Raw genomic sequence first — 12,825 nt, 5'->3', positions numbered from 1 at the left:
TCGGCTCAGGCCAGGCTCTTGCTCACCACTTCATACACATCGCTGGACAGCGCCCCGGAAGCCAGGATGCGCTGCAGCTCGCCACGCATCAGTGCCTGGCGCGCATCGTCGTACTTGCGCCAGCGGGTCAGCGGCGCCAACTGGCGCGAAGCGATCTGTGGGTTGAGGGCGTTGAGTTCGATTACCAGGTCCGCCAGGAAGCGATAGCCGGAACCGTCGGCAGCATGGAAGTTCACCAGGTTCTGCCCGGCAAAGGCGCCGACCAGTGCACGCACCTTGTTGGGGTTCTTCAGGGTGAACGCCGGGTGTTGCATGAGCGCCTTGACCCGCGCCAGGCCGCCCGGCAGGGTGCTGGCGGCTTGCACGCTGAACCACTGGTCCATGACCAACGGGTTGTCCTTGAAGTGCTCGGCGAAGGCGTCCAGGGCCTTGGCGCGCTCGGCCTCGAACGGCGAGTTGACCAACACGGCCAGGGCGGTGAGACGCTCGGTCATGTTGTCGCACTGCTCGAACTGCTCCAGGGTCGCCTCCAGCACTTGCGGCTTGCCAGTGAGCATCAGGTAGGACAGCGCGATGTTCTGCAGGCTGCGACGGGCGAAGTGCTCGGCCTCGGCGACGTAGGCGGTCTTGCCGGAAACTTCGCGGTTGGCCTGGTAACGCGCCCACAGCGCGTCGAACAGCTGTTCGGCGATCTGTTTGCGGGCGAACTCGCGGGCAGCATGGATGGCGTCGACGTCGGCCACCTGGCTGATCTCGGTGAGGTAGGCCTCACCTGGCAGCGACAGCATCTCGGCGACCATGGCCGCATCGAGCGACGCGTTGCCCAGCACTGTGTCCAGGGCCGTGATCAGCCGCTGATCGAGCTTGAGTGCCTCGCCACGCTGGTGCTGGCCGATCAGCTCCTGCAACACCTGTACCGACAGCTGCTGACCCGCTTCCCAGCGGTTGAAGCCGTCGCTGTCGTGCTGCATGAGGAACATCAACTGGTCGCCATCGTACGGGAAGCTCAGCTTGACCGGTGCGCTGAAGCCACGCAGCAGCGACGGCAGCGGCTTGGCGGCGATGCCTTCGAAGGTGAAGGTCTGCTCGGCCTCGGTCACCGACAGCACACGGCTGGTGCCCTGCGGCGCGGCTTCGCCGGCCAGGCGCAGCGGCAGGTCGTTGCCCTGGGCGTCCAGCAGGCCCAGCTCCACCGGGATCACGAACGGTTGCTTCTGGGCTTTGTCCGGGGTCTGCGGGCAGCTCTGGCGGAAGGTCAGGCTGTAGGTCTGCGCGGCGGCGTCATAGGCTTCGCTGACCTCCAGGCGCGGCGTGCCGGCCTGGCTGTACCAACGCTTGAACTGGGTGAGGTCCACGCCGTTGGCGTCTTCCATGGCCTTGATGAAGTCGTCGCAGGTCACGGCCTGGCCATCATGGCGCTCGAAATACAGGTCGCTGCCCTTGCGGAAACCTTCGCTGCCCAGCAGGGTGCGGACCATGCGCACGACTTCGGCGCCCTTCTCGTACACGGTCAGGGTGTAGAAGTTGGAGATCTCGATGAAGCTGTCCGGGCGCACCGGATGGGCCATGGGGCCGGCATCCTCGGCGAACTGGTGCGTGCGCAGGTAGGCCACGTCCTCGATGCGCTTGACGGTGCGCGAGTTCATGTCGGCACTGAACTCGGCGTCGCGGAATACGGTGAAGCCTTCCTTGAGCGACAGCTGGAACCAGTCGCGGCAGGTGACGCGGTTGCCCGACCAATTGTGGAAGTATTCGTGGGCCACCACGCCTTCGACGCGCTGATGAGCGGCGTCGGTGGCCGTTTCGGCACGCGCCAGCACACAGCTGGAGTTGAAGATGTTCAGGCCCTTGTTTTCCATGGCGCCCATGTTGAAGTCGTTGACCGCGACGATCATGAAGATGTCCAGGTCGTACTCTCGGCCGTAGACTTCCTCATCCCAGCGCATGGACTTCTTCAGGCTGACCATGGCGTGGTCGCACTTGTCGATGTTCTCCGGCTCCACGTAGATCCGCAGGGTCACATCACGGCCAGACTGGCGGGTGAAGGTGTCCTCGACACACCAAAGGTCACCGGCAACCAGGGCGAACAGGTAGGCCGGCTTCATGAACGGGTCTTCCCAGGTCGCCCAGTGACGGCCGTCTTCGGCTGGACCGCTGCCGATCGGGTTGCCGTTGCTCAGCAGCACCGGGTAGCGATGCTGTTCGGCGATCACCGTGGTGGTGAAGGTGCTCATCACATCCGGGCGGTCTAGGTAGTAGGTGATCTTGCGAAACCCCTCGGCCTCGCACTGGGTGCAGAACATCTTGCCGGACTTGTACAGGCCTTCGAGCGCGGTGTTGCTCTCGGGATGGATCTTCACGCTGGTGTCGAGGGTGAACCGCTCGGCCTTGGGCTGCACGGTCAGGCTGTCGTCGTCGAGCTGGTAGTCGTCGGCGGCCAGCGCCTGGTCATCCAACTGCACGCTCAGCAGTTCCAGCTGCTGGCCATCGAGCACCAGCGGCGGCAGGCCGGCGCCCCGGGCCGGGTTGCGGCGCATGACCAACTGCGCATGGACCAGGCTGTGATCCTCGAACAACTCGAACGTCAGGTGCGTCTCGTCGATCAGGTACTCGGGCGCCTGGTAATCCTTGAGGTAGATCACTTGCGGTTGTTCGGTACGCATCGTGCTGGTCCTTTTACTGGTGCACGGCCAATTGGTAGGCCGTGTACTTGCGAATGTTGATCACGCCGGTGTCGAAGATCAGGTACTGGCCCTTGATGCCCAACAGCGTGCCTTCGGCCACGGGGTCCTTGTCCAGGTTGAAGCTGACGATCTTTTTCGGGTAGGCCTCGACCGGGTAGCGCATCTGGACCACTTCGGCATCGGCCAGCGGCTGGATCGCCTGCAGGCCAAAGCGCTCCTGCAAGCCCCGCAGCCCATCGGCGCAGGCGTCGAAGATCTGTTCGCGGATGGCCGGCAGGTCGAGCACCTCGGCGTCGCCCTTGAGCAGCGCGCGCCAGTTGGTGCGATCCGGAACCTGACTGCGTAGCAAGTCCTCGACCAGGCCGGACTGTTGCCGGGTGGCCACGCGCAGGATCGGCAAGGCCTGGCTGGCCCCCTGGTCGAGCCAGCGGGTGGGCAGCTGGGTGGCGCGGGTGATGCCGACCTTGATGCCCGAGGAGTTGGCCAGGTACACCACGTGGTCGGTCATGCAGAACTGCTCGCCCCACGACGGCTCGCGGCAGGTACCGGCGTCGTAATGGCATTTTTCCGGGGCCATGATGCAGACATCGCACTGGGCCAGCTTGGTCATGCACGGGTAGCAGTAACCCTGGCTGAAGCTGGTCTTGGTGCGCTTGCCGCAATGGGTGCAGTGGATGGCGCCGAGGTACTCCAGGCGCAAGGTCTTGCCGATCAGCGGATTGACCGGCACCTGCTCCTCACCCAGGCGAAAGGCGTATTGGACAACCGGTGCTTCCAGGCGCACCGCCATCTTGCTCAGAGAGCCACGAGCGAGTTCGATCAATGTACCGAGTCCGACTTGAACAGAATGTTGGGGACCGGTGCCGATTTCGACGCGCACTCCTGTGGGCCCATGTAGCCGGTGCGCTGCTCCTCGGGCAGGTTCTTCATCTCCCAGGCGATCACCGCCTGCAGGGACAAGGCCTTCTGCTCCGGGGTCAGCTTGCGGCCGTCAGCCCATTTGCCGATTTCCACGGCCAGCTTCAGGCTCTCGTAGATCTCGGGGGTGATGTTTTCGATCATTTGCGCAAAGGTGGACATAACATCTCCTAAATCAAGCCGACAGTTTACGCCGTGCCAGGGCCCCGCCCAAGAGCCCGGTCAGGCATCCGATGAGCAGCCCGCCTACGTGGGCGGCATTGGCGATCTGACCGAAGCCGAGCTGGCCGACCACGCCGGTCAGGCAGATCAACAGCCACACCAGCATCATCACCAGTACGCCCTTGGGCAGGCTGAACAACGGGCTGGGCGCCAACCACTGGTACAGCCAGACATGCCCGAGCAAACCGTAGAGCACACCGGACAAGCCACCGAACAGACTGGGACCGCTGGTGTAATGCTGAGCCAGGTTGGACACCAGGCTGAACAGCAGTGTCAGGCCCAGCAGCGCCCAGGGCCCCTGGCGTAACTCGATGCGCCGCCCCAGCTCCCAGTACCACAGGGCGTTCATGGCCAGGTGCAGGACACCGAAGTGCAGCAGCATCGGCGACACCAGGCGCCACCACTGCCCCTCGGCCAAGCCTTGGTCCAGCGAGGTGAAGTACAGGTATTGGCCCTGCACTCGGAAATCCAGGAACGTGAACCAGCCGACCGTCGACAGGTTGTCGCCCAGACCGGTCAGCACGGCGACGACCAGGCACAGCAACAGCACCCCTGCGGTGACCTTGCAGGCCCGGGCCTGGTCGGCCAGGGTAGGACGCTGGGCCATGGCGGCGAGCACCTCCTCGGGCAACTGGATCTCATCGTTGCCTTCGGGATACCGCTGATACAACTCGCGCACCTCCTCGGCCAGCGAGGCCGGCACCCAGAGAATCTGCTCCTGCCCCTGTTCGACCACCCGGTGCGGGACCTGCAACCGGCGCAGCATCTTGACGAAGCCGCCCAGGTCGACCGTCAGAGGCAGGCGCATCGCTTCGATCACGTTCATTGGCTGGCCTGCGGGCGTTCGACATCGACCCAGACGAATTTGTGGGGGTCGATGCGGGTTTCATCATCCAGGCGGTAGGCCGCCAGTTTGCCGTAGAGCACGGCGCTGTAGTCCAGGCAGGCCAGGTTGTCGCGGATCGGGGCCGGGCGGCCGCTGCGCCAGTAATGGCCGACGAACAGCAACGGCTCGTCTTCGGCGTACCGCAGCAGGGCGTTCTTCTGGCTGTGGCTCAGGGGCGTGCGGGCCACGTCCTCGGGCAGGGCGTCGGGCTGGAACACGATGTCTCCATAGGTTTGGGGGTCTTCCTCCCAGAACTTGGTACGGAAGAACGCGCGGGTCAGGCCATCGCCGCCGGTCAGGGTCAGCCCGTCCGGCAAGCGCATGTCGGTGCCGCGCAGCAGGCGGTTGCACACCGTGGACGCAAAGCTGCCGGAGACCGCCGAAGCCTGGATGAAATGTTCGTCGATGCACCCATTCGGGTACTCGCGGCGCAGCGGCGCGATCAACCCCGGATCCCAGCAGGCGTGGACCAGACGGAAGCGCCCGGCATCGACGAAGAGCGGCAGCTCGTAGAACCATTGCAGGAAATCGTGCCAGTCCCCCGGATGATGGGCGAACTGGGTCAAGGTCTCGTCGATCAGCCGCGCGTGGCGCGGGGTGTGCTCGCGGACGTAGGTCTTGCCGCTGTCCGGCAGTGCCGGGGTGACCCAGGCCAGGGCGTTGTACTCGTGGTTGCCCATGATGCAGAAGGCCTGACCGGCCTCGACCATGTCGTGGACGATGTGCAGGGCCTCGCGGATGCGCGGGCCACGGTCGACGATGTCGCCGAGGAACAGCGCCTGGCGCCGAGGGTGACGCCACACCCCGCCCTGGCGCTTGTAGCCCATGGCATCGAGCAGGCGTTCCAGGGTCAGGGCACAACCGTGTACATCGCCGATGATGTCGAAACTGCGTGCCGGATCGAGCATCAGTCGCCTCCACTCCCCAGACGGCTGCCCCAGCCGAGTTTGGTGCGGCACACCTCGTAGTAGTTATGGTCCAGCGGATGGATCAGGCGCAGTTTCTGCGGTTTCTTGCTCACGGTGATGGTGTCGCCGGGAGCACAGGTGAAGTGGTTCTGGCCGTCGCAGGAGACCTGCGGGTAGATCTGCAGGTCCTGGGAGACGACGATCTTGAGCTCACTGTTGCCATCCACCACGATCGGCCGCCCGGACAAGGTGTGCGGGTACATCGGCACGATGACGATGGCGTCGAGCTTGGGGTGCATGATCGGCCCGCCCGCGGAGAGCGCATAGGCGGTGGAGCCGGTGGGGGTGGCGATGATCAGGCCGTCGGCCTTCTGGCTGCAGACGAACTGGCCATCGATGTAGATCTCGAACTCGATCATCCGTGTCGACTTGCCGGGGTGCAGCACCACGTCGTTGAGCGCATCGCCTTGGCCAATGGCCTCGTTGTGGCGGCGGACCTCGGCCTGCAGCAGGAAGCGGTTCTCGACCAGGTAATGGCCATCGAGCACCTCGGCGACCTTGGTCTCCAGCTCGTCAGGGCGGATATCGGTGAGAAAGCCCAGGTTGCCGCGGTTGATGCCCAGCACCGGGATGTTGTGCCGAGCCAGCGCACGGGCGGCGCCGAGCAGGCTGCCGTCACCACCGACCACGATGACCAGGTCACAGACCTCGCCCAGCAGCTTGCGCGTAGAAGTCTGCAGGCCATGCCCGGGCAGTACCTCGGCAATGGTGTCCTCGAGGATCACGTGCAGGTGGCGCTCGATCAGGAATCTTTTCAGTCGGCGAATGGTATCGAGCACCTGGGAGCTGCCAAGGCGACCGATGATACCGATATTGCGAAATTGCTCCATGGTGCTCCTGCAAGGCTCTGCGGCGGGTGACGGATGGCCAGTATGGCCTTGGGATTATGGGCGAAACGACCCGCCAGCGGCAAACCGGCTATGCTCGCTGGATGACGCCCTTCGCCCACCTGCACGAACTCCCCCGCCAACTGCGCCAGCCTGCGGTACGCGACCTGGCCTGGGTGCTGGTGTCCGCCCCCATGCTGCACCAGCCACCCGCGCCCCAGCGCCACCCGCTGACCGCCAGCGACTGGGCGCACGACCCACAGCGCCTGCACGACTGGCTGCTGGCGTTGGACCATGACCCCCGCCCCCTGCGCGACTGGCTCGCGCGCATCACCAGTCGCCGCCTGGGTCTGTACTACGAAGGCCTCTGGCAATTTGCCCTGGGCCAGGCGCCTGGGATCGAGTTGCTGGCGGCCAACCTGGCGATCCGCGAAGCCGGCCATACCCTGGGGGAATTGGACATCCTCCTTCGAGACCGGGACGGCGTGCACCACCTGGAGCTGGCCATCAAGCTCTATCTCGGCCCACCCGATGGCGACGGCCACGCCCCGGCACACTGGCTGGGCCCCGGGTGTCACGACCGCCTGGACCTCAAGCTGGCACACCTGGCGGGCCACCAACTGCCCCTCTCCACACGTCCACAGAGCCGTGCAATCCTGACGGGCCTGGGCGTGACGCAGGTTCAGGCGCATCTGTGGCTCGGCGGCTATTTGTTCTATCCCTGGCCTGGACATGCCGAACCGCCGGCAGGCGCCCATCCGCAGCACCTGCACGGGCGATGGCTGCATCGCCGCCACTGGCAGGACTACCAGCGGGCTTGTCCCAACGGCCGCTGGCAAGCCCTGCCCCGCCACGCCTGGCTGGCGCCGACACGGGTCGAGCCTGAGGACTGCTGGTCGCCCGGCCAGTTCCAAGCCTGGCTTCAGGCGCTGGACAGCACTGCGCCCGCGCAGTTGCTGGTCAGGCTGGAGGAAGCCGACCACGGGGCATGGGAAGAAACTGAGCGCGTGTTCCTGGCGGCGGACAACTGGCCGCAACTGCCTCCCTGAGCTTTTTGCTGTCAACCGCCATTTCAACGACATGGCGCAAAGAAAAAAACCTCGCCAACGATTAGAGTTACACCCACGCGCCAACCAAGAGCGCCGCCCCCAACCTGATGACGAGGAACCACCATGGCTTCACCCACATCCACGACGCATTACGCGCGTCTGTCCATCGCCTTGCACTGGCTGATGCTGGTGCTGTTGGCTGCGGTCTACGCCACCATCGAGCTGCGCGGCCTGTTTCCCAAAGGCAGCGCCGAGCGCGACCTGATGAAAGAGCTGCATTTCATGCTCGGCCTGACAGTGTTCGTGCTGGTCTGGCTGCGCCTGGCCATGCGTCTGAGCCGCCCGACCCCACCGATCGTGCCCAAGCCTCCGGCCTGGCAAACGGGCCTGTCGCACCTGGTGCATCTGCTGCTGTACGTGATGATGATCGGTCTGCCAATCGCCGGCTGGATCATCCTCAGCGCCGCGGACAAGCCGATCCCGTTCTATGGCCTCGACCTGCCTGCACTGGTCGCGCCCGATCTGGACCTGGCCAAGTTCGTCAAAGGCTGGCATGAGCGAGTCGGCAGCTGGGGCTACTGGTTGATCGGTCTGCACGCCTTGGCCGGCCTCTATCACCACTATGTGCGCCGCGACGACACACTGCTGCGCATGCTGCCCTACAAGTAACCGCGACGCCCCTGCAGCCCTCCGGTGTGCAGGAAGATCAGGCGTGTGCCGGGTGCGAAACGCCCGGCCACGACCTGATCACGCAGGGCCAGCAAGGCCTTGCCGGTGTACACCGCCTCCAGCGGCAGGCCGCTTTCGCGCTCACTCTGGTCGATGAACGCCAGCAGTTCGTCATCGATGCGGGCGAATCCACCACGGCACGCGTCATGCAGTTCGTGGCCGCCCTGCACCAGGGTCGAGAGGTTTTCTTCGACGCCATGCCCGGGGGGTACCGCCAGAGCCCCATGCACCTCACGAAGCCCTTGCTCTGCCATCACCAGGCCCGCCAGCGTGGTGCCGGTCCCCACCGCCAGCCACCAACCGTGGTAATCCGCCCAGCCGAGCGCCGGTAACTGCGCCCTCGCCTGCTCGACGATCAGTCGACACCCCTCGGCACCCGCCAGCCCGCCGCCGCCTTCGGGAATGCAGTACCACCCGGGATAGCGCGCCTGCCAGGGCGCCCAGAAACCTGCCTGGTGACGCTCGCGATAGCCGCCGTAACCCAACCAGTGCAGCGCCATGCCAAAGGCCTGCAGGTCACGAACCGTGGGGGTGTCCTGCGGATGCCCACGCAGCAGGCCAGCCGTGGCAAAGCCAAAGCGCTTGCCCGCCGCCGCCAGGGCGTGAAGGTGATTGGAGTGATTGCCGCCCAGACTGATCAGCCCAGGGGCGCCCATGGCATGGGCGTCGCGCAGGTGGTGGCGAAGCTTGAACCCTTTGTTGCCGCTGATCAGCGGGTCGATCAGGTCCAGACGCAGCACCGCGACCTGGACACCAGCCCGCTCGAGCCAGGGCAAGGACAAGGGCTGCAAAGGTGCTTGGGGAAGGTCAGCAAAGGCGTTAGACATCGTGAGAGTGTATCGAGATCAGGGGGCCGCTGTGCACCCCGTGCTCCGCCTTTGCACCACCCGCGCCACCCGCTCAAAGCGTGGCATCGAACAACACCGTCACATCGCCTAGATACGTGCTGCCGGGATAGTCGAGCATGGATTTGACATGCTGAGCGACGACATCGAAGTGTAGCTGCCCCGACTGGCCAGCCACCGGCATCGCCATTTCGAACGTCAGGGCGGCATCGCGGCCGGTCGGAATGGCCAGACGACGCACGGGCGCATTGGCATGCTGCACGCCTAAGGGCAGCGTCAAGGCCACGTCGACAGGCACCTCGTGGCCCGCGCCATTACGAATGCCACAACCGACGCCCTGGTCGTACTGACACAGCTTGTAGACCTTGAACGGGCCGGTGGACCATAGGTTTAAGCGCATGCTGCGCTCGAGGCGAGAGGGCGGCGTGCCCCCCCCCAAGCCATCGCGACCAGCCCCCTGGAGGCTCCAGCACGGCACGCTCGCTCGCGGCGGGAAAGTCCAGATCGAAGGCGTGCTGGACATCCAGTTCGAAGTTGATCCGCAGGGTTGGCGAATTGAGGTTGGTGACGCCCTCGCCCAGGTCAAAATCGCCTCCAGAGCCAACAGTGAAGTCGAGACTGCCGCGATACATGCCCTGTTTCATCCGCAGCGCCGAAGGCATGGCCAGTCTGAAGCCCACGCCCAATGTATCGACGGGATTCTGATGAACATCACCCGCCTTGCCCTCGCGACCGCTTGAGTAACAACCTGTTGGACTTGTGGGTGAACGAACGGTCCGCAGGTAGTAAGTCATCGAGCCTACCGCCGTTGCTGCCACATGACTGCACCCCCCATAGACGTAGGCCGTGAACACCGGATTCGCCGCCCCCTGGAATCTAGGGTCGTTCGTCACGCCCTGGCTGAGGTGAGTGATCTCGAACAGCAGCTCATGGGCGTCGATGCCCTTGTCATGGGTCACCCGAACGGTACGGCTCGCGGGTGCCTTTAGGTAGAATTGCTTGCGAGGGTCCGAGGAATGGTGTACCGACTGCCTATCGTAGGTGATGGGCAAGTTGGCCGTGAACAGCTTGTACCCAACGCACCGTCCAGGGAACCTCTTGCAATAGGCAGCCTCAGGCGTGGTGTTCTCGAACTCTCCAGAAGCATTTCCGGTGTAGCGAGCGCTGATGACGGTCTCTACCGCCTCGCTACACAAAGGTCCGGTCAACATCCCCAAAAACACGCTCGTTTTGAACCAACGCAAGGATGTAAATGCTTCGAGCATCTTTTTTGTGGGAAACATGCAGCGCTCTCATAGATCCGGGTAGCCCAAGAGCCTATGCGCTGTGCTGAATACTCAAATAGGCGACATTTCCGAGCGTTTTGAGGAAACTTCCCAAGCCAGGATGCAGTGGATTGTGGAAGGTGCACGCCAAGCCCCGGTGTGCATTGATCCTGTAGCGCCGAGCGTCACGCGTGGGGCGCAAGGCGCCCCCCCCGCGATCCCGGCCGATCACAACTGGGCAGCCAACCTCGACCCCTGGTTGATCGCCCGCTTGGCATCGAGTTCCGCCGCAACGTCCGCCCCACCGATCAGGTGCACCGATTGCCCTGCCGCGACCAGCCCGTCTTGCAACTCACGTAGCGGCTCCTGCCCTGCACAGATGACGATATTGTCCACCGCCAACACCTGCGGCTCGCCCTCGCCGATACGCACATGCAAGCCGTCATTGTCGATGGCCAGGTATTCCACGCTGTTGAGCATCTGCACATGCTTGTTCTTCAGGCCCGTGCGGTGGATCCAGCCCGTGGTCTTGCCCAGGCCATCGCCGACCTTGGTCTTCTTGCGCTGCAACAGGTACACCTGCCGCGCTGGCGCATGCGGTTCTGCCTTGATGCCAGCCACACCACCTCTGGCCTCCAGATGGGTATCGATACCCCACTCCTTCCAGAACGCCTCGCGGTCCTGGCTAGTGGCAACGCCCTCATGCACCAGGAACTCGGACACATCGAAACCGATACCGCCCGCACCGATCACCGCCACACGCTTGCCGACCGGCTTGCGTTCGAGCAGCACGTCCAGGTAGCTCAGCACCTTGGCATGCTCGATACCCGGAATCGCCGGGGTACGGGGGCTGATGCCTGTGGCGAGGATGATCTCGTCGAAACCGCCCGCCACCAGTTCATCGACCCCGACCCGGGTATTGAGGCGCAGCTCGACACCGGTGCGCGCCAGCTTGTTACGGAAATAACGCAGGGTTTCATGGAACTCTTCCTTGCCCGGGACACGCTTGGCGACATTGAACTGCCCGCCGATCTCGCTGGCGCTGTCGAACAGCGTGACCTGGTGGCCTCGCTCGGCGGCCACGGTGGCTGCGGCCAGGCCTGCGGGGCCTGCGCCTACCACCGCGATCCGCTTGATCTGGGTGACCGGCAGGTAGTTGAGCTCAGTCTCGTGGCAGGCGCGCGGGTTGACCAGGCAACTGGTGAGCTTGCCAGCGAAGGTGTGGTCCAGGCAGGCCTGGTTGCAGCCGATGCAGGTGTTGATCTCTTCACTGTGGCCTGCGGCGGCCTTGTTGACGAAATCCGGGTCGGCCAGGAACGGGCGAGCCATGGACACCATGTCGGCATCACCCTCAGCCAGCACAGCCTCGGCCACTTCCGGCGTGTTGATGCGGTTGGTGGTGATCAGCGGAATGCTCACTGCGCCGCGCAGCTTGGCGGTCACTTTGGTGAAGGCGGCACGCGGCACCTTGGTGGCGATGGTCGGGATGCGCGCCTCGTGCCAGCCGATACCCGTGTTGATCAGGGTAGCCCCAGCCTTTTCGATGGCCTTGGCCAACTGCACGATCTCGTCCCAGGTACTGCCGCCTTCCACCAGGTCGAGCATCGACAGGCGGAAGATGATGATGAAGTCGCTCCCCACCGCCGCGCGCACCCGGCGCACGATCTCCACCGCCAGGCGCATACGGTTCTCGTAGCTGCCGCCCCAGCGGTCGGTACGCTGATTGGTGTGCGCGGCGAGGAACTGATTGATGAAGTAGCCTTCCGAGCCCATGATCTCCACGCCATCGTAGCCGGCGCGCTGGGCGAGGGTTGCGCAGTTGACGAAGTCAGCGATCTGCTTCTCGATGCCCTGCTCGTCGAGCTCCTTGGGCTTGAATGGGTTGATTGGCGCCTGGATGGCACTGGGTGCGACCTGACGAGGGCTGTAGGCGTATCGCCCAGCGTGGAGGATCTGCAGACAGATCTTGCCCCCCGCGGCATGCACCGCCTCGGTGACGATACGATGCTTGTCGGCCTCCTCCTCGGTGCTGAGCTTCGCTGCGCCGGAATACACCCCGCCTTCGTCATTCGGTGCAATGCCGCCGGTGACCATCAGGCCGACGCCACCCCGGGCGCGCTCGGCAAAATAGGCAGCCATGCGCTCGAAACCGCCCGGGCGCTCCTCGAGGCCGGTGTGCATCGAGCCCATCAGCGTTCGATTGCGCAAAGTGGTAAAGCCCAGGTCGAGCGGAGCCAGCAGGTGCGGGTATGGAGTGGCGGCCATGGATGAACTCCCAGGTGGCATGATCACGGAGCGCGGGTACCTCGCAGGTCCCGTCGTTTATAGACATCGACATTAAACAGCCGTTTGAACACGCTCAATGATCGAAACTGACAACTTATTGATCCTCCTGCACAGCGGGTCTACCCTAGGACACCCTAGACAGTGAA

Annotated in this window: 12 protein-coding genes; 3 read left to right on the top strand and 9 right to left on the bottom strand. The window is 64.3% G+C overall.

The genetic code is table 11. From position 1 onward, the window contains the following. Positions 1-5 precede the first annotated feature (5 nt). From pepN to IEC33019_RS03340, 6 genes are read right to left on the bottom strand one after another with little or no spacing between them, the layout of a single operon-like run. Positions 6-2,663, bottom strand: coding sequence for an aminopeptidase N (pepN, locus tag IEC33019_RS03365; RefSeq protein WP_070092539.1), 2,658 nt, complete (start codon positions 2,661-2,663; stop codon positions 6-8). A gap of 13 nt (positions 2,664-2,676) precedes the next feature. Beyond that, positions 2,677-3,507 carry a DUF2797 domain-containing protein gene (locus IEC33019_RS03360; RefSeq protein ID WP_070092540.1) on the bottom strand — a complete coding sequence of 277 codons (831 nt, stop codon included), beginning with the start codon at positions 3,505-3,507 and terminating at the stop codon, positions 2,677-2,679. Beyond that, positions 3,504-3,764 (bottom strand): YeaC family protein, encoded by a 261-nt coding sequence (locus tag IEC33019_RS03355; protein WP_043206786.1) that lies wholly within the window; start codon positions 3,762-3,764, stop codon positions 3,504-3,506. The genes IEC33019_RS03360 and IEC33019_RS03355 overlap by 4 nt, the downstream gene beginning before the upstream one ends. 13 nt (positions 3,765-3,777) lie before the next feature. Next, a complete protein-coding gene (locus IEC33019_RS03350) occupies positions 3,778-4,650 on the bottom strand; it encodes a rhomboid family intramembrane serine protease (protein ID WP_070092541.1) in 873 nt (290 codons plus the stop codon). After that, entirely contained in the window at positions 4,647-5,618 is a 972-nt protein-coding gene (locus IEC33019_RS03345) for a metallophosphoesterase (protein WP_070092542.1), read from the bottom strand. The genes IEC33019_RS03350 and IEC33019_RS03345 overlap by 4 nt, the downstream gene beginning before the upstream one ends. Further along, positions 5,618-6,508 carry an NAD(+) kinase gene (locus tag IEC33019_RS03340; protein ID WP_070092543.1) on the bottom strand — a complete coding sequence of 297 codons (891 nt, stop codon included), beginning with the start codon at positions 6,506-6,508 and terminating at the stop codon, positions 5,618-5,620. Before IEC33019_RS03340 ends, IEC33019_RS03345 begins: the two co-directional genes overlap by 1 nt. A gap of 56 nt (positions 6,509-6,564) precedes the next feature. Between IEC33019_RS03340 and IEC33019_RS03335 the strand changes: the two genes are divergently transcribed. Further along, positions 6,565-7,554, top strand: coding sequence for a DUF1853 family protein (locus IEC33019_RS03335; protein WP_099593038.1), 990 nt, complete (start codon positions 6,565-6,567; stop codon positions 7,552-7,554). Positions 7,555-7,677: 123 nt separating this feature from the next. After that, on the top strand, positions 7,678-8,223 hold the full coding sequence (locus IEC33019_RS03330; RefSeq protein ID WP_070092545.1) for a cytochrome b: 546 nt from the start codon (positions 7,678-7,680) through the stop codon (positions 8,221-8,223). Here IEC33019_RS03330 and IEC33019_RS03325 read toward each other — a convergent pair. After that, complete coding sequence (locus tag IEC33019_RS03325; protein WP_070092546.1) at positions 8,214-9,110, bottom strand: 1-aminocyclopropane-1-carboxylate deaminase/D-cysteine desulfhydrase; 897 nt, start codon at positions 9,108-9,110, stop codon at positions 8,214-8,216. The two genes, IEC33019_RS03330 and IEC33019_RS03325, sit on opposite strands and share 10 nt — an antisense overlap. A 73-nt stretch (positions 9,111-9,183) precedes the next feature. After that, positions 9,184-9,528, bottom strand: a complete 345-nt coding sequence (locus IEC33019_RS03320) for a hypothetical protein (protein ID WP_099593036.1) — start codon at positions 9,526-9,528, stop codon at positions 9,184-9,186. Between the two features lie 112 nt (positions 9,529-9,640). On the opposite strand from IEC33019_RS03320, the gene IEC33019_RS03315 reads away from it, so the two are divergent. Next, positions 9,641-9,868, top strand: coding sequence for a hypothetical protein (locus IEC33019_RS03315; RefSeq protein ID WP_157765864.1), 228 nt, complete (start codon positions 9,641-9,643; stop codon positions 9,866-9,868). A 753-nt stretch (positions 9,869-10,621) separates the two neighbouring features. Here the strand turns inward: IEC33019_RS03315 and IEC33019_RS03310 are convergent. Then, positions 10,622-12,658, bottom strand: coding sequence for an NADPH-dependent 2,4-dienoyl-CoA reductase (locus IEC33019_RS03310; RefSeq protein WP_070092547.1), 2,037 nt, complete (start codon positions 12,656-12,658; stop codon positions 10,622-10,624). Positions 12,659-12,825: the final 167 nt, after the last annotated feature.

Source organism: Pseudomonas putida, assembly GCF_002741075.1.
Taxonomy (GTDB): domain Bacteria; phylum Pseudomonadota; class Gammaproteobacteria; order Pseudomonadales; family Pseudomonadaceae; genus Aquipseudomonas; species Aquipseudomonas putida_T.
This window is presented reverse-complemented; position numbering and strand designations above follow the sequence as displayed.

Bases quoted from the DNA above. Each gene is read 5' to 3' on its own strand.
- pepN (WP_070092539.1), bottom strand. From the start codon at position 2,663: ATGCGTACCGAACAACCGCAAGTGATCTACCTCAAGGATTACCAGGCG.
- IEC33019_RS03355 (WP_043206786.1), bottom strand. From the start codon at position 3,764: ATGTCCACCTTTGCGCAAATGATCGAAAACATCACCCCCGAGATCTAC.
- IEC33019_RS03350 (WP_070092541.1), bottom strand. From the start codon at position 4,650: ATGAACGTGATCGAAGCGATGCGCCTGCCTCTGACGGTCGACCTGGGC.
- IEC33019_RS03345 (WP_070092542.1), bottom strand. From the start codon at position 5,618: ATGCTCGATCCGGCACGCAGTTTCGACATCATCGGCGATGTACACGGT.
- IEC33019_RS03340 (WP_070092543.1), bottom strand. From the start codon at position 6,508: ATGGAGCAATTTCGCAATATCGGTATCATCGGTCGCCTTGGCAGCTCC.
- IEC33019_RS03335 (WP_099593038.1), top strand. From the start codon at position 6,565: ATGGGCGAAACGACCCGCCAGCGGCAAACCGGCTATGCTCGCTGGATG.
- IEC33019_RS03330 (WP_070092545.1), top strand. From the start codon at position 7,678: ATGGCTTCACCCACATCCACGACGCATTACGCGCGTCTGTCCATCGCC.
- IEC33019_RS03325 (WP_070092546.1), bottom strand. From the start codon at position 9,110: ATGTCTAACGCCTTTGCTGACCTTCCCCAAGCACCTTTGCAGCCCTTG.
- IEC33019_RS03320 (WP_099593036.1), bottom strand. From the start codon at position 9,528: ATGCGCTTAAACCTATGGTCCACCGGCCCGTTCAAGGTCTACAAGCTG.
- IEC33019_RS03310 (WP_070092547.1), bottom strand. From the start codon at position 12,658: ATGGCCGCCACTCCATACCCGCACCTGCTGGCTCCGCTCGACCTGGGC.